Here is a 19,705-nt window from a genome sequence, read left to right on the forward strand (position 1 = left end):
ATAATGGAAAGAAGAGTGCCAATTACGGTTGAAGAAGCTGTTCGTAAAGTAATGGAATTTGCTAATGAGGGTTTAAAGGAGCTACTACCTATTGAATTAGCTTACGGACGTGTATTAGCGGAGGATTTAGTAGCTGACCATGACGTACCTTCATTCAATCGTTCACCGTATGACGGATTTGCTATTAGAGCAGAAGATACGAATTTAGCAAGTTATGAAACGCCAATTGTATTTGAAGTAGTGGGTGAAATTGGTGCAGGATCGCTATTCGATGAGAAAGTAGGTCCGTTTCAAGCAGTTCGAATTATGACGGGAGCGCAAATTCCGAATGGATGTGATGCAGTTGTTATGCTAGAGCTGACTCGTCAATACGAGGAGGCTGGCAGTAAGTATATGGAATTGAAGCGGTCATTCAAAGCGGGCGATAATATTTCTTTTCAAGGTGAAGATGCTCGTAAAGGAACGGTTCTTGCAAAGAAAGGAACATACATTAATCCAGGTATTTCAGCTCTTCTTGCTACGTTCGGGTATAGCGAGGTGCCAGTTGCGAGAAAGCCTGTAATTGGACTATTAGCGACTGGCAGTGAATTACTGGATGTAAACGATTCATTACAGCCAGGGAAAATCCGAAATAGTAATACGTATATGATATTGTCTCAAATCCGAAGAGCAGGCGGAAGAGTAAAATATTTTGGGAAGTTTAGCGATGATTTTCATACGTGTTTTACGGCTGTAAAAGAAGCATTAAGCCAAGTAGATATGCTCATTACAACAGGTGGTGTATCAGTAGGGGATTACGATTATTTGCCAGCTATATATGAAAAATTAGGTGCATCAGTTCTTTTCAATAAAGTTGCAATGCGGCCAGGAAGTGTTACGACTGTAGCGCAATTAAATGGCAAGTTATTATTCGGTTTATCAGGAAATCCATCTGCTTGTTACGTAGGATTTGAATTGTTTGTAAGACCTTGTATTCGAACGTATATGTTTAGTGAAAAAGCACATGTAAAAAGAGAAAAAGCGTTATTAGGAGAAGATTTTTTAAAGCCAAATCCATTTACAAGGTTTGTACGAGGAAAACTAACATATAACGAAGGGCAGTTAATCGCTTATCCGTCAGGGTTTGATAAATCTAGCTCAGTTTCCTCTCTAGCGGAGACAAATATATTTATTGTACTTCCAGGTGGTACGAGAGGGTATAAAAAAGATATGTTCGTAGATGTGCTCTTGTTGGAAGATAACGAAGGTAGTGAATGGCCTTGGACATTTTATAAAGTGAGAGGTGATTCTAATGGGGCAAGTGCTATTTGAAATTGTAGATATACCGATTGTAGTTGAAGAAGTAACGAATAAGGTTGCAAGAAGAGACGCGGGTGCGATTACAACTTTTATTGGTACAGTGAGAGAATTAACAAAAGGAAAACGAACACTGCATTTAGAGTATGAAGCATATAAACCGATGGCAGTAAAACAACTTACGAGAATTGGGGAAGAAATAAATGAAAAGTGGCCAGACGCAAAAGTAGCAATTACGCACCGAGTAGGACGGCTAGAAATAATGGATATTGCGGTAGTTATTGCAGTTTCATCACCGCATCGTAAAGTAGCTTATGAAGCGAATGAATACGCAATTGAACGGATAAAGCGAATTGTCCCAATATGGAAAAAAGAATTTTGGGAAGATGGAACGATGTGGATTGGAGATCAGCTTGAAAATACACCTTATCCAGATGGAAAACCGAAGAAGGAAGAATGAGAAAATGATTACAATTTTACTGTTTGCAAATTTGCGTGAGGAAGTCGGATTAGATCGATTAGTAATTTCCGAAAAACAAGAAATGACTGTGCAGCAATTAAAAGGCTGGCTCAAAGCAAACTATTGTTTACAATCGCTTGATAGAGTGATGGTAGCTGTTAATGAAGAGTTTGTAACGAATGAAGAGATGATACAAGCTGGAGATATTGTCGCATTCATCCCGCCTGTTAGTGGTGGATAATAAGCGTTTCTCGCAACGACAAGAAGATAATGTATATAAATTCGAATATGAGAAGGGATGAGTTCTATGCTTACTCAAGAACAAATAATGAATGCGTTAAAACATGTAGAGGATCCAGAATTACACAAAAGTATTGTAGAGTTAAACATGGTTAGAAATATACAAATGAATGGAACAGAGGTTAAACTTGAAGTAGTGCTAACGATTCAAGGTTGTCCGTTAAAAGCAAAAATTCAACAAGATATTGAAGAATCACTTTACGCAATTGGTGCATCTAAAGTAGATTTAACATTCGGTTCTATGACAAGTGAAGAACGTGCAGACTTAACAGAGAAGTTAAAGAAAAATACTAGAACAGAAACTGGTATGCCGAACATGCTCCGTCCTGATTCAGGGGTACAATTTCTTACTGTAACGAGCGGAAAAGGTGGAGTCGGAAAATCAACTGTGACAATTAATCTTGCAACGGCTTTAGCTCGTATGGGCAAAAAAGTGGGGATATTAGATGCAGATATATATGGTTTTAGCATTCCAGCTATGATGGAAACCAATCAAAAACCAACGATGATTGATCAAACAGCAATTCCGGTAATTAGTCACGGTGTTAAAATTATGTCTATGGGATTTTTTACAGAAGGAAATAATCCGGTTATGTGGCGCGGACCGATGTTAAATAAATGGATTCAAAATTTCCTTGCGAATACGCACTGGGGAGAATTAGATTATTTACTTCTTGATTTACCACCTGGTACAGGAGATGTTGCCATTGATGTTGCAGCAATGATTCCGCAGGCGAAAGAAATTATCGTTACAACTCCGCATAATGTAGCTTCATTCGTAGCATCTAGAGTAGGCGTAATGGCAAAACATACGAAACACGAGATTTTAGGTATTGTGGAAAACATGGCTTATTACGAAGAACAAGATGGATCGAAAAATTATCTGTTCGGCAAAGGCGGCGGCGAAATGTTGGCAGAACAATTGAAAACAGAAGTAATCGCACAAGTACCTTTTGCAAAACGTGAAGAAAATAATGGTTCATCTGTATATGATGAAGATTCTCTTGTTGGAGAAGTGTTTACATCGTTAGCGGAAGATATTATTTATAAAGGATAGAGGAGGAATGTTATTATGGGGTGTAATATCGATCATTCTATTGAAGATGTAATGAATAAGCTTGAAAGTCAAAAGAGTTTTTTACCAGAAGTTATTTTTAAAGAGGTAAAGGGATTTTTGCAAGGTAATCATTCACAGGAAATATTAAATGATGTCTTTCATCTTCTAAAAAAGTATGACTTAGTTAGTGAAGAAGAAAGAGAGACGAGAAATACTCAATTATTGCTGATTATAAAATAAATACGCTTTGGCTTTTGTTTTGTAACAGGAGGGGTAAATGTAATGAATATGAAGAAGATGATTGAAACGATAGAAGCAACAAAAATGACTGATGAAGAATTATCGATTGCTCATTTACATCAAAAGCTCGTGAAGCTATATAGTCAAAAAAATGTTGCTCATTATACGGAGTTATTAAAATATATTTTATCCTTATCCGTGCAGCTTGATTTACATTTCGTATTGAAATATTTTGGTGTGCGACCGGTTGTTGCTATAGACGAGCGTATGCAATTTCAAGAGATATTTAAATGTTTAGCTAATAAGGATGATAATGGGGAATGGTTTTTAAATTTCGTTTCTTTATATGTAGGGCTAATTGTAGTTCTTCACTTTGATGAAAAAGTGATTGAGAGAAGTTTTTTCGATGATAGGGTTGTGGGTGAAGGAAATGAAGTATAAGATTTTGCTCATAACATTTTTCTATTTAATTGCTATAACTGCGATTTTAATTGGTTATATAAATATGCAAGTAATGAATTAAACTAGTTTGATAAAAAGTGTTCTTCAGTTGTTTCCATCGTTTTTTCATGTTACGATTAAGCGAATTTTTCATAGGGAGAGAAAGCGATGAAATGGATTTATTTTATTCTTATTAACGTTATAGCTTTTAGCCTTATGGGGCTTGATAAACGGAAAGCGAAGAAGAAACAGTGGAGAACGCCAGAAAGTACGTTGTTTTTATCAGCGGCAGCTGGGGGCGCAGTTGGTGCTTGGATCGGTATGTATATGTTTCACCATAAAACTCATAAAAAGAAATTTGTTTTCGGTATACCGTTACTTGTCGTTATCACAATATGTTTATTTTTTGCTGTATGAGAAATGTCGAAAGAATTGAAGATTGATTATTGGTAAAGTGAGCACGTGGGACCGTATAATGGAGAAAAACGAGAAGAGGAGAAAAGGAAGATGGGGAGTCAATCAGCACAGCAGAAAAAAGGGATCATATATGCGGCTGGTGCCTATACGATGTGGGGAATCCTACCAATCTATTGGAAATGGGTTGAGGAAGTTCCAGCAGATGAAATATTAGCACACCGCATCGTTTGGGCATTCGTGTTTATGTTAATCGTATTAGGTGTTACGAAGAGATTTCGTCACTTTATTGGGGAGTTCGTGAATCTTTTTAAACGACCTAAATTATTAATGTCATTAACAATAGCTTCAGTCTTGATTAGCGGAAACTGGTTTGTCTACATATGGGCCGTTAATCATAATCATGTCATTGAAGCAAGTCTTGGCTATTATATTAATCCGCTTATTAGTATTTTACTTGGTACAGTCGTTTTAAAGGAAAAGTTAAACTTTTGGCAATACGTTGCAGTTGGTTTAGCTGGAGTAGGAGTTATCATTTTAACAGTACGTTTCGGGGCTATTCCATGGGTTTCTTTATCACTTGCTCTTTCATTTGGATTATATGGATTAACGAAAAAATTGTTAAACTATGATGCGACAATTGGACTCACGATGGAAACGATGTTAGTAACGCCGTTTGCGATTATTTATTTAGTAATGACAGGAGTACATGGTTTCGGCTCATTTGGCTCTATCTCAATGTCATCGACATTATTATTAATAGGAGCGGGCATTGTTACAGCTCTACCACTTTTTTATTTTGCAAAAGGAGCACAACTTATTCCGCTTTATATGGTAGGTTTTTTACAATATATTGCACCAACGATTAGTTTAATTTTAGGTGTGTTCGTATTTGGTGAACATTTCACATCTACTCATATGATTGCATTTTTCTGTATATGGGTTGCATTGTTTGTATTCTCGGTAGCGAAAACAAAGTTCTTAGTGCAGAAACAACCGAAATTTATAAAAAATAAATCAGCAAAAGTATCATAATGCGTAGTATTTTCTACGCATTTTTCTTTATACTGATACTATAAAGGATTTCCATTATAGCTAGTAGGGAGCTGAGAACGTGGAAACAATTTTACATAACGATCCGCTTATGGCCGCTGTAATTTCATGGTTTTTAGCACAGTTTACGAAAGTGATTTTTAAATTAGTCAAAACGGGTGAATTTGATTTTGCAAAGTTTTTCGCTTCAGGTGGGATGCCAAGTTCTCATGCTTCAACTGTTACAGCACTGGCGACAGGTGTTGGCGTTGTGGAAGGTGTGGAAAGTACTTTATTTGCAATTGCTGCTATTTTTGCCATTATAGTTATGTATGACGCTTCAGGAGTAAGGCTTGCAGTAAGTAAACAAGCGAAAATATTGAATGAGTTTTTTCACGGTAGACAAACGGAATATAAGAAGTTAAATGAACTTGTCGGGCATACACCGTATGAAGTAGTAGTTGGTGCTTTATTAGGGATTATTGTCGGAGTAGGATATTGTTTATGAGCAGAACATTTTATATGTTCTGCTTTTCTTTGTATTCATACATATTCAGCTACTTTCTTGAATATCGTTATACGGATTTCGAAAGGGTGGGTGAGTAACTTGTTATTATACGAAAAAGCGCATGAAGAAATAGTGAGAAGAGCAACTGCACTTCAAACAATGCAATGGCAAGATGGTACGTGGCGATTTTGTTTTGAAGGAGCTCCATTAACAGATTGCCATATGATTTTTTTATTAAAATTATTAGGTAGAGATAAAGAGATAGAACCGTTCGTAGAAAGAGTAGCATCACTCCAAACAAATGAAGGAACATGGAAATTGCACGAAGATGAAGTAGGAGGTAATTTATCAGCTACAATTCAATCTTATGCCGCCTTACTTGCATCGAAAAAATATACAAAAGAAGATGCGAATATGAAACGAGCAGAAAATTTTATTAAGGAACGCGGTGGTGTGGCGCGTGCTCATTTTATGACGAAGTTTTTATTAGCAATTCATGGAGAATATGAATATCCTTCACTCTTTCATTTACCAACACCAATTATGTTTCTACAGAATGATTCCCCCTTTAGTATATTTGAATTAAGTAGCTCAGCACGTATTCATTTAATTCCGATGATGCTATGTTTAAATAAAAGATTTCGAGTAGGGAAAAAGCTATTACCAAATTTAAATCACATTGCGGGCGGAGGCGGAGAATGGTTTCGGGAGGATCGGTCTCCAGTTTTTCAAACGTTATTAAGTGATGTAAAACAAATTATATCGTATCCACTTTCGTTACATCATAAAGGATATGAGGAAATAGAACGTTTTATGAAAGAGCGTATCGATGAAAATGGAACGTTATATAGTTACGCAACTGCCTCGTTTTATATGATTTATGCTTTACTTGCGTTAGGGCATTCTCTTCAATCATCAATGATTCAAAAGGCTATAGCTGGGATAACATCTTATATATGGAAGATGGAAAGAGGGAATCATTTGCAAAACTCTCCTTCAACCGTGTGGGATACAGCTTTACTAAGCTATGCGTTACAAGAGGCTCAAGTTTCAAAGGATAATAAGATGATTCAAAGTGCAACAGCGTATTTATTAAAAAAACAGCATACAAAAAAAGCTGATTGGAGCGTACATGCTCCGGCGCTTACTCCTGGCGGTTGGGGTTTTTCGGATGTGAATACGACAATTCCAGATATAGATGATACAACAGCTGTGCTAAGGGCATTGGCACGAAGTAGAGGAAACAAAAATATAGATAATGCTTGGAAGAAAGGGGTCAATTGGATTAAAGGATTACAAAATAATGATGGTGGCTGGGGAGCATTTGAAAAAGGTGTGACGAGCAAATTATTAGCAAAATTACCAATCGAAAATGCAAGTGATATGATTACAGATCCTTCTACGCCAGATATTACGGGGAGAGTGCTAGAGTTTTTCGGGACGTATGCACAAAACGAATTGCCTGAGAAACAGATACAAAGGGCAATAAATTGGTTAATGAATGTACAAGAGGAAAATGGATCATGGTATGGGAAATGGGGGATTTGTTATATATATGGTACTTGGGCTGTTATGACTGGTTTACGGTCACTCGGAATTCCGTCTAGCAATCCTTCATTAAAACGAGCAGCTTCATGGCTTGAACATATACAGCATGAAGATGGTGGTTGGGGAGAATCATGCCACAGTAGTGTGGAGAAAAGGTTCGTTACTTTACCATTTAGTACACCATCCCAAACTGCATGGGCGTTAGATGCTCTCATTTCTTACTATGATACAGAAACGCCAGCTATTCGAAAAGGTGTTTCATATTTGCTTTCGAATCCTTATGTGAATGAAAGATATCCTACTGGAACAGGTTTACCAGGTGCGTTTTATATTAGATATCATAGCTATGCCCATATATATCCACTACTTACTTTGGCACATTATATAAAAAAATATAGAAAATAAACCGAGAGATATCTCTCGGTTTATTTCGTCGGGTAGTAGGTCCCTGTTGAAAAGAATAAGGTTGTGCTTCCTTATTTTTCTGTTGACTGGCGTTTTTGACGTGCATCAGCGGCATTTGCACGTGCGTTTGCTTCTAAGTCATTGTGGTCAGCAAGTTCACGAGAGAACTCTACATCAATGCCATCAGTAGCTTTGTTTTGTTTGAAATTTTTTTTGTTCATTCGACACAATCTCCTTGCACTTTATCCCGCTTTAATGGGCAGTAAGACCCCCATCTTAAAATTCAGTGAAAGCAAAGAAGTTAGGTGGGGGATCAACTGCCCATAAAAGTCCGATTGGTGAGAGCTGATAATCAGTGGGGGATGAAGAAAATCCCCACTGATTAAAGTTTCACTTTATGCGACGTTGCAAAGTTAGTTTGACACAAATAGACTTTTTTATGCAAAGAGGAATTGGAAAGTAAAAAGCCGAAATATACAGTATAAGTAATAGAAATGGGGGATAGGGATGGAGTTTTTAAACGGGAAAACAGCTGTTGTAACAGGAGCTGCACAGGGAATTGGCAAAGAGATTGCAAGGGTGTATGCAAAACTAGGGGCGAAAGTATTAATTAGCGATGTAAATGAAGAGAAGTTACAAAAAACGACACGTGAGTTATTGGATGAAGGATATGAAGTGAGCTTATATCGATGTGATGTGAGTAATCAAAATGAAGCGAAGTCGTTAATTGAATATGCGGTTCAAAAATTCGGTACATTACATATATTAGTAAATAACGCTGGAATTACAAGAGATGCCATGTTACATAAAATGGAGAAGTCTGCGTGGGAACAAGTATTACAAGTGAATTTAACTGGTGTTTTTTATTGTATGCAACCAGCACTTCTTTATATGAGACAACAAGGATATGGAAGAATTATTAATATTTCTTCTATAAGTAGAGAGGGGAATATTGGGCAGGCAAATTATGCTGCAACGAAAGCTGGAGTTGTCGGTTTAACGAAAACGGCAGCGAAAGAAGTTGGAAGTTTCGGTATTACGTGTAATGCAATTTGCCCAGGATTTATGGATACAGATATGACAAAAACGATACCAGATAAAGTGAAAGAAAAGATGGTCGGCGCAATTCCAGTTGGTAGAATTGGAACGCCAGAAGATATTGCGAACGCAGCTGCCTTTTTAGCATCAGAATACGCATCCTATATTACAGGAGAAGTATTAAATGTGAGCGGAGGACTGCAAGTTTAAAGGCATACATAATGAAAAGAACCTGACCAGGTAGGTCAGGTTCTTTCTCATTAATTTAAGTTAAGCCAAACGCTCTTCACTTCTGTATAGTTATTTAATGCGTATGATCCCATTTCACGACCAAGACCGGATTGTTTAAATCCTCCAAATGGAGATGCTGCATCAAAGACGTTATAACAGTTTACCCAAACTGTACCAGCACGTACTTTACTTGCAACATAGTGTGCTGTTTTAACATTTTCTGTCCACACACCAGCCGCTAAGCCGAATTGTGATTTATTTGCACGTTCAATTACTTCATCAATATCGTTAAACGGTATTGCAGAAATAACTGGACCGAAAATTTCTTCTTTTGCGATCGTCATCTCATCATTTACGTCAGCGAATACTGTAGGAGAAATGAAGTAGCCTTGATCGAATGGATTATTTCCTCCGCAAAGTACTTCAGCGCCTTCTTCAATCCCTTTTTCAATGTAGCCCATTACACGTTTTTGTTGTTCTTCCGAAACGAGAGGACCGATTGTTGTTTCAGGGTTAAGACCGACACCTTGATTTAATTTTTTAGAATAGAGGACGAGATCTGCCATGACATTATCATACATTTTCTTCGGAACAAATAGGCGTGATCCAGCAGAGCATACTTGCCCTTGGTTAAACATAACACCAGAAAGTGCACCAGGGATTGCGCGAGATAAATCAGCGTCTGGTAAAATAATGTTTGGTGATTTACCACCAAGCTCTAAAGTAACACGTTTCAAGGATTCAGATGCTTGTCGCATAATTTGTTTACCGACTGGAGTAGAACCGGTAAATGCAATTTTATCAACGAGTGGATGATTAACGAGAGCTTGTCCAGCTGATTCACCGAATCCAGGAACGATATTAATAACGCCTTTCGGGAATCCAGCTTCTTCAATTAATTCAGCTAAGTATAGAGCAGATAGTGGAGTTTGTTCTGCAGGTTTTAAAATGATTGTACATCCTGTAGCAAGCGCTGCTCCCATTTTCCACATGGCCATAAGAAGCGGGAAGTTCCAAGGAATAATTTGACCAACGACACCAACAGCTTCATGGCGTGTATAGTTAAAGAAATCACCGGAAACAGGGATTGTTTGACCAACGATTTTCGTCGCCCAGCCAGCATAATAGCGCATGTGCTCAATTGCAAGTGGTATGTCTGCTGCCATTGTTTCACGGATTGGCTTTCCGTTATCTAACGTCTCGAGCTGTGCAAGCTCTTCTTTATGTTCTTCCATTAAATCAGCTAACTTGTACATAAGACGGCTTCGCTCCGCAGTGCTCATGCGAGACCAAGGACCTTCGTCAAAAGCCATGCGAGCTGCAACTACAGCTTTATGAATATCTTCGCGACCGGCTTCAGAAACGACGGCAAGTGTTTCGCCAGTTGCTGGATTAGGTGTATTAAATGTCTTGCCGGAAGCGCTTTCAATGAATGATCCATTCACATATAACTTTTTCGTACCTTGAAGAAACTTTTCTACCTTTTCATGAAGATTTACAGCTAGTTGACTCATTGTATAACCCCCTTGAAAATATAATGTAAACGCAGTACGAGACAGCGTTTATTCCGAAATCAAGGATGTAGGAACTAGATGGAAAGCCTCTAATTTAAATCATAATTAACAAATACTGAAAATTCAAATTTCATTTGTGTTACAATTGTAAAAAATATGTAATGTAAGAGAATCTTCTATATAATTATAAAAAATCCTGCTTGTTTTTGCTTTCTAGTAGGAAAAACTAGAGGAACAGTGGTACAATAATACATCGTGAGAGGAGGGAGAAAAATGAAGAATTATCATGATGATCCACGCTTTCGAATCGCCCATAGAGAAGCGTTAATTGGTCTTGGACTTGCAATTATTAATTTTATAATATGGTACGGATTTGCTTATGGGCTTGGTAGTAAAAATCCAAGTGAATATACATATGTATTCGGTTTTCCAGCATGGTTTTTTTATAGCTGTATCGTTGGATTTATCGTTATGGTTATTTTACTTAGTTTAGTTGTTCGTTTTGTATTTCAAGATATTTCACTCGATGAGGAAGAAAAAAGTGAGGAATAATAGATGAATTGGTATGTAATCATTCCAATGATAATTTCGTTTATCGTTGTATTTTTAATTGGTGTATATGCTTCAAGACGTGTACAAGCAACCGCACATAATAAATTTTTACAAGAATATTTTTTAGGTGGGCGTGAGCTTGGTGGTTTATTATTAGCGATGACAATGATTGCTACATACGGTAGTGCTAGTAGCTTTATTGGTGGTCCTGGTATTGCTTACAATATGGGGCTTGGATGGGTATTGTTGTCTGCGATTCAAGTTGTAACAGGATATATCGTTTTAACGGTTATCGGTAAAAAGTTTGCAATTATCGCTAGGAAGATGGAAGCTATTACTCTTATTGATTATTTAAAGGGAAGATACAATAATAAAGCAGTTGTTATACTTTCTGCGGTATGTATTATTATCTTTTTATTTTCAGCAACAGTAGCTCAGTGGGTCGGCGGTGGTCGATTAATTGAGTCACTAACGGGTCTCTCTTATACAACAGCACTATTTTTATTTACTTTTTCTGTACTTGTGTATGTATTAATTGGTGGATTTCGTGCAGTTGCTTTATCAGATACGTTATTAGGTATCATTATGTTAGTTGGAACGACAATCATTTTAATTGCTACTGTCATTGCCGGTGGTGGAATTGAAAAGATTATGCAGGAACTTGTTCAAATCAATCCGAATTTAATTACACCATTTGGAGCGGATGGTAGTTTAACGAAATCATATGTGACATCATTTTGGATTTTAATTGGAATTGGCGTTGTCGGTTTACCGCAAATTAGTGTGCGCGCCATGTCTTATAAAAATTCAAAAGCGATGCATCAAGCGTTAATAATTGGGACGATTGTTGTCGGTACAATTATGATTGGTACGCATTTAACGGGTGTATTTGCACGAGTCGTACTTCCGGGTATAGCGGTACCAGACAAAGTAATGCCGCTACTCGCAATGGAAGTGTTACCTCCTTGGTTAGCTGGAGTTTTCTTAGCTGCACCGATGGCGGCAATTATGTCTACAGTAAACTCGCTATTATTACTTGTAAGTTCATCAATCATTAAAGATATATACGTAAATTACATAAATAAAGATGCGGCAGACAGTACGATTAGAAAAGGAAGTTTATGGATTACGGCTATCGTAGGATTGCTCGTTTATGCAGCAGCAATTAAACCACCAGATTTTTTAATATGGTTAAATTTATTTTCTTTCGGTGGATTAGAAGCAGCATTCATTTGGCCGATTGTATTAGGGTTATATTGGAGGAAAGGAAATGCAACAGGAGCGCTTGCCTCCATTTTAGTTGGAGTAAGCTCATATATGTGCATTCATCTTTTCTATCCAAATCCGTTCGGTATACATACAGTTGTCTTCCCGATTTGTTTTGCGTTTATCGCTTATATCTTAGGAAGCATGGTTGCTGTGAAGAAAAACAGTATAGGTTAGATGAAAAACGTAGTCCTTACAGGACTGCGTTTTTTCGTATAAATTTGTTCTTTTTATTCTGTAATCCTGTGAATATTCATAAATTAATAACAATTGAGGGGATGGAGTTGAGGGCGATGAAAAAAGTATTATTTTTAGGAGACCCAGGAATTGATGACTCTTTAGCAATTATGTATGGATTGTTGCATCCTGATATTGATATTGTTGGTGTAGTAACTGGATATGGAAATGTAACGCAAGAAAAGGCGACAAGTAATGCGGCATATTTATTGCAACTGGCAGGGCGGGAAGATATACCTATTATTAATGGTGCGAAAATCCCTTTATCTGGAGATATTACAACGTATTATCCAGAAATTCATGGGGCGGAAGGTTTAGGACCAATTCGACCGCCAAAAAATCTTTCTCCAAATATAAGGCCTTTTTGTGAGTTTTTTGACATTCTTGAAAAATATAAAGGAGAATTAATTATAGTTGATGCCGGGAGGTCAACGACACTTGCGACAGCATTTATTTTAGAAAAACCATTGATGAAGTATGTGAAAGAATATTATATAATGGGCGGTGCTTTTTTAATGCCTGGAAATGTTACACCAGTCGCAGAAGCGAATTTTCATGGTGATCCTATTGCGTCACAATTAGTCATGCAAAATGCCAAGAATGTGACGTTGGTGCCGCTTAATGTTACATCTGAAGCTATAATCACGCCAGAGATGGTAAAGTACATTACGAAACATTCTAAAACGAGTTTTAATAAATTAATTGAACCGATTTTTACGTATTATTATAAAGCTTATAGAAAATTAAATCCGAAAATAACAGGAAGTCCGGTACATGACGTTGTTACAATGATGGTCGCGGCGAATCCTTCAATATTGGATTATGTGTATCGTCGTGTAGATGTAGATACAGTAGGGATTGCAAAAGGAGAAAGTATTGCAGATTTCCGTCCTCAACCTGATGCAAAAGCCTTAAAAAATTGGGTGCGAATTGGTTGGTCATTACATTATAAAAAATTCCTTGAGGATTTTGTGAAAATCATGACGTAGACATAATGGGAGTATACAAGTTAAAATAATGGAGATGGTTATTCAAATAACCATCTCCATTATTTTGTTTTTTTAAGATAGAGAGAAAGAGTTACACAATAGGAGAGGAATTTTACTTGAAAAAAACTATAGTATGCGCAGTGATTGTGGGTATTTTCGTTTTGCTAATATCGGGTAATTTTTTAGTGAAAAAAGTTTGGAGTTCAAATAATGATGATGCGCAGTATATCGCATCCTTTATTGAAGAACATAAAGATGAAAAAAATAGTGCACTTCTAGTAAAGAGAAATGATAAAGTTGTTTATTCTGTAAACCCGAATGTTGTATTGCCAGTTGCTAGTACGATGAAATTAATTGTAGCGCTTGAATATACGAGACAAGTTACAGAAGGGAAAATTGATTCGTCTCGTTTCGTTTCGATTAATGATGTGAATCGTTATTATGTGCCGAATACAGATGGTGGAGCGCAAGATAGATGGCAAAGCTATTTGGAGAAGAAAGGCAAGATAACTGAAGGAGCGGTTTCTTTAGAAGAAGTTGCAAGAGGAATGGTTAGGTTTAGCTCGAATGCAAATGCTGAGTACTTAATGGAAGTGTTAGGATTAGATAATATTAATCGGAATTTACAAAGTTTATCGCTTCCTGCACATCAACCAATATTTCCAATCGTTTCATCTTTATACATCCCTGGATATTTGCATAAAGAATTACATGTTCCGAAATATAAAATAGAGAAAAGGTTAAAAGAAATGTCTCAAGAGCAATATCGTGAATATGCGATGATTATTCATGAGCGTTTAAAAAAGAAGGGACCATTATTACAGAAGGAAATTCCTCTTTATTTAGAGGAACGTTACGATAAAATTTGGTCAGATCGATTGCCAGCTGCTTCTGCAAACGATTATATGGTACTACTTCAAAAGGCGAATCATAAAGGCGGCCTGACAGAAGCAGAAGAAAAAGTATGGGCCAATATCGTTGAAACAGATATGAGCGCTAAGAAATACCGTAAAACATTTAGACATGCAGGGCAAAAAAATGGCTATACGCCATGGACAGTTACAAAAGCAGTTTATGCGATGGACAAACGCGGGAACTGTACAGAAATAGTGTTCTTAGCAAATAATTTAAATGAAGATGACAGTGCAGAAATACGGAAACATTTAGCAAACTTACACTTCCAAGTGTTGCAAAGTGATAAGTATGATGCGACTTTTATTAAATAAACTCGGTGCAGAGAGCACCGAGTTTATTTTTGTGTACAAGCACCTTTTTCCTATCTCTGGGTATGATGGGTAGTAATACTGAGGTGAAAGGGGAAAAAGTGATGAAACAAAGCAAAGAAGAGTTTATCAAGAGTGAAGGCGCTGATTTCCCTGGGAAAACATATGTGGATTGTGTATTACAACATGTATTTAATTTTCAACGAAATTACTTATTGAAAGATATGTTTCAAGTGCATAAAGCACATATTGTGATGTTGACGGAAGAAAATTTAATGAAAAAGGAAGAAGCTAAATTTATATTACACGCATTAAAAAAGGTTGAGGAAATTCCAAAAGAACAATTGCTCTATACAGAGCAGCATGAAGATCTCTTTTTTTTAGTGGAACATTTAATTTCTCAAGAAGCGAAAAGCGATTTTGTAAGTAATATGCATATTGGTAGAAGTAGAAATGATATGGGTGTTACGATGTATCGCATGAGTTTAAGGCGATATGTGCTACGATTAATGGAACATCATTTGTTATTGCAAGAAAGTATATTGCAACTTGCTGCTGATTATAAGGAAACGATTATGCCAGCCTATACACATACACAACCAGCTCAGCCAACAACATTTGGTCATTATACGTTAGCGATTTATGATACGATGCAGAGAGATTTAGAACGCATGAAAAAAACGTACAAACTTTTAAATCAATCGCCAATGGGAGCTGCTGCGCTTTCTACAACAAGTTTCCCAATTAAACGAGAGCGAGTTGCCGATTTACTTGGATTTACTAATGTAATTGAGAACTCATATGATGCTGTCGCTGGAGCGGATTATTTATTAGAGGTTAGCTCGTTACTTATGGTAATGATGACGAATACGGGTAGATGGATTCATGATTTCTTACTATTAGCGACGAAAGAATATGATGGTATTACTGTTGCAAGGCCATATGTACAAATTAGTAGTATTATGCCACAAAAGCGAAATCCAGTTTCGATTGAACACGCCCGTGCAATTACGAGTAGTGCTCTAGGGGAAGCATTTACAGTATTTCAAATGATTCATAATACACCATTTGGTGATATTGTCGATACAGAAGATGACTTGCAGCCGTATTTATATAAAGGAATTGAAAAGGCTATTCGTGTATTTTGCATTTTGAATGCAGTCATTCGAACGATGAAAGTAGAAGAGGATACCTTAAAAAGACGTTCATATAAACATGCAATTACGATTACAGATTTCGCAGATGTTTTAACGAAAAACTATGGCATCCCATTTCGGCATGCTCATCATGCGGCAAGTGTTATTGCGAATATGTCGTTGGAACAGAAAAAGGAGCTACATGAATTATGTTTCAAAGATGTAAATATATACTTACAAGAAAAATTTAAAATACAATTATTAGAAAAAGAGTGGGAAGAAATTATATCGCCAGAAGCTTTTATACAAAAAAGAAATGTATATGGTGGACCGAGTAAAAAAGAAATGGAGCGCATGATTAACAATCGAAAAGAGTTATTTCGAAAAGAAGAAGAGGTATTTGAAAAGGAAAAACAGAGGATTTTACAAGCTGAAAATGATTTGAATATGTTAGCTTCGAATATTATTGAATCGTAAAAGAGGGATTTAATGAATTAATCGCCAATACTTAATAAAACCATAAATAGAGAGAAGAGATTGTCGATGCTTCAGTTACATGTATATGAAGAGGTTGTTAATTTTAAAAAAGAGGTTATATCATTTTTAGAAAAGAATGAACAGGAAAATAATCTCATACTAGGTGTATTACAAATGGTCCAACAACCGATATTTATGGGGGTAGCAAAACAAGAGGAAGAAATTGCAATTGTATTTCTTCAAACAGAAGAAAAGAAACAAATTATTGTTGCAACTTCTGAAGTTATGGGAGTAGATATCAAGGAGCTTGCAAAAGAGTTAACGAAAGTATATCCGGATATTCCTGGATTGATCGGTAATAAGAAAGTTGTACAGAAATTAGCGGAAGAGATTGCGGTGTTAGAAAATAAGAAAATGAATGTTGTAATGGAACAAGGTGTGTATGCATTACAACAAGTTAAGAAGAAGTGGACTGAGGAGGGGATTTTTCGAGAAATAAATAGTGATGAGCTACCTGTAATAGAAAAATGGATATATCAATTTTGCGAAGATGTGAACCTTCCTACTACAAAAGAAGAAGCGGAACAAACGGCCCATACATTAATCACTAATCATCGTTTATTCGGTCTAGAAATAGACGGAAAACTTGTTTCTGTAGCTGCAAAAACACGTCCAACTAAAAATAATATAACAATTAATTTCGTGTATACGCCGAAAGAAGAAAGGAAAAAAGGATACGCATCTAATTGTGTAGCGGCACTTAGTCAACGTATGTTAGATGAAGGTTACAAAACAACGACATTATATACAGACCTGGCAAATCCAACATCGAATAAAATTTATCAAGAAATTGGTTATGAACAAATTGCGGAGTCTGTGCTTATATTTTTAGAGAAGTAGAACAAAAAGGCGTGCTAATTTAGCACGCCTTTTTGTTATTCATCAATTCTAATAACCTGGCCTTGAGGGAAGTCTTCAGTTTCTAGTAAGTTACGAATAGCTTTCGCCACATATTCAGGTGATAATAGTTTTCCTTCTTCTTTTAATGTGATGAAACGGTCTAAATTTGTGAAGTCTTCTTTATTTGTTTCACGAATTTGTGCTTGCATATTAGTATCAACAACACCAGGTGCAAAAGCGACGATTTTTACTGGATATTCTTTTTCCCCTTCTTCAGTCGCTACGCACTGTGTAAACATATTTACACCAGCTTTCGTCGTACAATAAGCGCCCCATCCGAAATAAGGATTTTTTCCTGCGCCAGATGAAATATTTATAACGCGTTTATCTACTTTCCAGTCTTTTGTATGTTTCATGAAAGTAGATGTAAGAATCATTGGAGCAAGTAAATTAATGTGAACGTTCGCAATGAATTGTTCGCTTTCAGCTTTTTCAATCGGCTTCATAGGTGCGAGTGTACCAGCGTTATTAATTAAATGAATAGATGATACAGTGTCTTCTTGAATAGATGAAATGATTTCGTTAAAGTTCGTTTCTAAATTATGTACATCTTGAATATCTAAGGAGTGGAAAACACAATTGCTATTATATTGTTTTGCGAGTTTCGTAAGCTCTTTATTTTCTCTTCTAGAAATAGAGATGATACTCGTGTTTTCTTCTAACAATTGCGCGGTGATTGCCTCACCTAAACCTTGTGAAGTTCCTGTTATGATAACATAGCGCATAGTTTCGTAAGCTCCTCTCGTACGTGCGGAATTTTGTTGGACAAAGTACATTGCATAGTTTGTCTACATTCTATCATTTTTCGACAGAGAACTTCCACCTCAAGGAATGGGTAGGACATGGTCCAATGAGTAGGTGGGAGCTGAATGACGGTTAGGCAACAGCCTAAAGGTTCTTTTTGGTGAAGAATCAGTATCAGGTACCGTTATCGTAATCAGTTCGTTCCTATAGAAAGAAAATGTTATAGCTCTGAGGCGTTTTTCCATCTACGAAATTGTTTCATTGTAAAAGTTCTTTCATTTGTATATTTTTTTGAAAGGGACAGAGGACTTTCGACAAAAAAGAAGAAATGATACGTGATCAGTATTTTTTTGCTATATCATGATATCGTTCTCATGCATATCGTGAAAAATATTGTAAACAAATAAAAAAAGGAAATGAGGTGAAAAGCGGTGTTTACCCATAAAGCGTATCAGTTTCGGATCTATCCTAGTTTAGAACAAAAAATCGCTATTATGAAAACAATTGGTTGTTCACGATTTGTATTTAACTACTTTTTGGAAAAGTGGAATGATAGATATAAAGAAACAGGAAAAGGGTTATCCTATGGCACTTGTTCTTCGCAATTACCTACTCTCAAAAAAGAATTTGTATGGCTAAAAGATGTGGACAGTATCGCTCTTCAATCTTCTCTTCACAACCTCGCTGACTCGTATGCAAGATTCTTCAAAAAACAAAACAAAGCACCCCGGTTTAAATCGAAAAACAATAAAGTCCAATCCTATACAACGAAACATACAAATGGAAACATTGCGATTATAGATAATAAATTGAAGTTACCGAAACTTGGTCTTGTCAAATTTGTCAAAAATCGTGAGGTAGAAGGACGAATTTTGAGTGCTACTGTCAGAAGGAATCCAAGTGGAAAATATTTTGTCTCGATTCTTGCTGAAGCAGAAGTACAAGAATTGCCGAAGACCGATTCCGCTGTTGGTATAGATGTTGGTGTGAAAAACTTTGCTATTCTTTCAACGGGTGAGGTATTCGGTAATCCAAAATGGTCTCGGGTATTAGAAAAGAAACTGGCTCATGCCCAGCGTATTCTATCTAGACGTACAAAAGGCGGAGCGAATTGGCATAAACAGCGAATGAAAGTCGCTCGTATTCATGAACGAATCAAAAATGCAAGAACGGATTACTTGCAAAAACTCTCTACAAGGATCATCAAAAACCACGATGTGATTGGGATAGAAGATTTGCAAGTATCGAATATGTTACAGAATCACAAACTAGCGAAAGCGATTCAAGAAGTATCATGGTCACAATTCAAAGCGATGTTGTTGTATAAGGCATGCTGGTATGGGAAACAAGTGATTGTGGTGTCGAAAACATTCGCTAGTTCCCAAACTTGTTCGCATTGCGACTACAAAAATAAAGATGTGAAAAGCCTGAACCTGCGTGAATGGAAGTGTCCTTCTTGTGGTATGTATCATGATAGAGATGTGAACGCAGCGGAAAATCTGAGAAAAGAGGCCATAAGGCTCCTAACCGTAGGGATTACGGGGATTGCCTACTCATAAAACTAAGGGATACCTTGGTGTTCGTAGGAATCCCCCACTTCAAACAGCTCGTTAGAGTGTTAAGTGGGGGGAGTTCAA

Annotated in this window: 21 protein-coding genes; 18 read left to right on the forward strand and 3 right to left on the reverse strand. The window is 36.7% G+C overall.

Translation table 11 applies throughout. The features are described 5' to 3' along the window. Nucleotides 1-3 precede the first annotated feature (3 nt). From moeA to ACVWY7_RS20675, 10 genes are all read left to right on the forward strand, one after another. Nucleotides 4-1,311: a molybdopterin molybdotransferase MoeA gene (moeA, locus tag ACVWY7_RS20630; RefSeq protein ID WP_242263295.1), complete on the forward strand. Its 1,308-nt coding sequence runs from the start codon at nt 4-6 to the stop codon at nt 1,309-1,311. Further along, nucleotides 1,292-1,756, forward strand: a complete 465-nt coding sequence (gene moaE, locus ACVWY7_RS20635; protein WP_071735221.1) for a molybdopterin synthase catalytic subunit MoaE — start codon at nt 1,292-1,294, stop codon at nt 1,754-1,756. Before moeA ends, moaE begins: the two co-directional genes overlap by 20 nt. Nucleotides 1,757-1,760: 4 nt before the next feature. After that, nucleotides 1,761-1,997, forward strand: coding sequence for a molybdopterin converting factor subunit 1 (gene moaD / locus ACVWY7_RS20640; RefSeq protein ID WP_000628486.1), 237 nt, complete (start codon nt 1,761-1,763; stop codon nt 1,995-1,997). 66 nt (nt 1,998-2,063) lie between these two features. After that, nucleotides 2,064-3,113: a P-loop NTPase gene (locus ACVWY7_RS20645; protein WP_088120523.1), complete on the forward strand. Its 1,050-nt coding sequence runs from the start codon at nt 2,064-2,066 to the stop codon at nt 3,111-3,113. Nucleotides 3,114-3,128: 15 nt separating this feature from the next. Then, complete coding sequence (locus ACVWY7_RS20650) at nt 3,129-3,353, forward strand: hypothetical protein (RefSeq protein WP_000501860.1); 225 nt, start codon at nt 3,129-3,131, stop codon at nt 3,351-3,353. Between the two features lie 42 nt (nt 3,354-3,395). Then, complete coding sequence (locus tag ACVWY7_RS20655; protein ID WP_088120522.1) at nt 3,396-3,794, forward strand: hypothetical protein; 399 nt, start codon at nt 3,396-3,398, stop codon at nt 3,792-3,794. 168 nt (nt 3,795-3,962) lie between these two features. Further along, on the forward strand, nt 3,963-4,211 hold the full coding sequence (locus ACVWY7_RS20660) for a DUF1294 domain-containing protein (protein WP_088120521.1): 249 nt from the start codon (nt 3,963-3,965) through the stop codon (nt 4,209-4,211). 90 nt (nt 4,212-4,301) lie between these two features. Then, a complete protein-coding gene (rarD, locus tag ACVWY7_RS20665; RefSeq protein ID WP_144507895.1) occupies nt 4,302-5,243 on the forward strand; it encodes an EamA family transporter RarD in 942 nt (313 codons plus the stop codon). Between the two features lie 79 nt (nt 5,244-5,322). Next, entirely contained in the window at nt 5,323-5,748 is a 426-nt protein-coding gene (locus tag ACVWY7_RS20670; RefSeq protein ID WP_000447812.1) for a divergent PAP2 family protein, read from the forward strand. A gap of 99 nt (nt 5,749-5,847) precedes the next feature. After that, nucleotides 5,848-7,701 carry a terpene cyclase/mutase family protein gene (locus ACVWY7_RS20675; protein WP_144507896.1) on the forward strand — a complete coding sequence of 618 codons (1,854 nt, stop codon included), beginning with the start codon at nt 5,848-5,850 and terminating at the stop codon, nt 7,699-7,701. Between the two features lie 71 nt (nt 7,702-7,772). Here ACVWY7_RS20675 and ACVWY7_RS20680 read toward each other — a convergent pair whose 3' ends face one another. Next, a complete protein-coding gene (locus tag ACVWY7_RS20680; protein WP_001035808.1) occupies nt 7,773-7,922 on the reverse strand; it encodes a YfhD family protein in 150 nt (49 codons plus the stop codon). Nucleotides 7,923-8,208: 286 nt separating this feature from the next. Here ACVWY7_RS20680 and fabG point away from each other — a divergent pair, with 286 nt between their 5' ends. Next, nucleotides 8,209-8,949, forward strand: a complete 741-nt coding sequence (gene fabG, locus ACVWY7_RS20685) for a 3-oxoacyl-ACP reductase FabG (protein WP_144507897.1) — start codon at nt 8,209-8,211, stop codon at nt 8,947-8,949. Nucleotides 8,950-8,999: 50 nt separating this feature from the next. On the opposite strand, the gene dhaS is transcribed toward fabG, so the two are convergent. Next, a complete protein-coding gene (dhaS, locus tag ACVWY7_RS20690; RefSeq protein WP_072192207.1) occupies nt 9,000-10,484 on the reverse strand; it encodes an aldehyde dehydrogenase DhaS in 1,485 nt (494 codons plus the stop codon). A gap of 273 nt (nt 10,485-10,757) precedes the next feature. Between dhaS and ACVWY7_RS20695 the strand changes: the two genes are divergently transcribed. From ACVWY7_RS20695 to ACVWY7_RS20720, 6 genes are all read left to right on the forward strand, one after another. After that, entirely contained in the window at nt 10,758-11,036 is a 279-nt protein-coding gene (locus tag ACVWY7_RS20695; protein ID WP_000800722.1) for a YhdT family protein, read from the forward strand. Nucleotides 11,037-11,039: 3 nt separating this feature from the next. Beyond that, nucleotides 11,040-12,479: a sodium/pantothenate symporter gene (gene panF, locus ACVWY7_RS20700; protein WP_212114946.1), complete on the forward strand. Its 1,440-nt coding sequence runs from the start codon at nt 11,040-11,042 to the stop codon at nt 12,477-12,479. Nucleotides 12,480-12,580: 101 nt separating this feature from the next. Further along, on the forward strand, nt 12,581-13,528 hold the full coding sequence (locus ACVWY7_RS20705; protein ID WP_009879443.1) for a nucleoside hydrolase: 948 nt from the start codon (nt 12,581-12,583) through the stop codon (nt 13,526-13,528). A gap of 116 nt (nt 13,529-13,644) precedes the next feature. After that, nucleotides 13,645-14,754, forward strand: a complete 1,110-nt coding sequence (locus ACVWY7_RS20710; protein ID WP_000751372.1) for a serine hydrolase — start codon at nt 13,645-13,647, stop codon at nt 14,752-14,754. Nucleotides 14,755-14,837: 83 nt separating this feature from the next. Then, nucleotides 14,838-16,364 carry an argininosuccinate lyase gene (gene argH, locus ACVWY7_RS20715; protein ID WP_212114983.1) on the forward strand — a complete coding sequence of 509 codons (1,527 nt, stop codon included), beginning with the start codon at nt 14,838-14,840 and terminating at the stop codon, nt 16,362-16,364. Between the two features lie 66 nt (nt 16,365-16,430). Continuing rightward, complete coding sequence (locus tag ACVWY7_RS20720; protein WP_073525349.1) at nt 16,431-17,264, forward strand: GNAT family N-acetyltransferase; 834 nt, start codon at nt 16,431-16,433, stop codon at nt 17,262-17,264. A gap of 35 nt (nt 17,265-17,299) precedes the next feature. Here ACVWY7_RS20720 and ACVWY7_RS20725 read toward each other — a convergent pair whose 3' ends face one another. Continuing rightward, on the reverse strand, nt 17,300-18,049 hold the full coding sequence (locus tag ACVWY7_RS20725; protein WP_456523951.1) for a (S)-benzoin forming benzil reductase: 750 nt from the start codon (nt 18,047-18,049) through the stop codon (nt 17,300-17,302). Nucleotides 18,050-18,499: 450 nt separating this feature from the next. On the opposite strand from ACVWY7_RS20725, the gene tnpB reads away from it, so the two are divergent. Beyond that, nucleotides 18,500-19,627, forward strand: a complete 1,128-nt coding sequence (gene tnpB, locus ACVWY7_RS20730; protein WP_456523952.1) for an IS200/IS605 family element RNA-guided endonuclease TnpB — start codon at nt 18,500-18,502, stop codon at nt 19,625-19,627. Nucleotides 19,628-19,705 lie beyond the last annotated feature (78 nt).

This window comes from Bacillus sp. TE9106W (assembly GCF_054062215.1).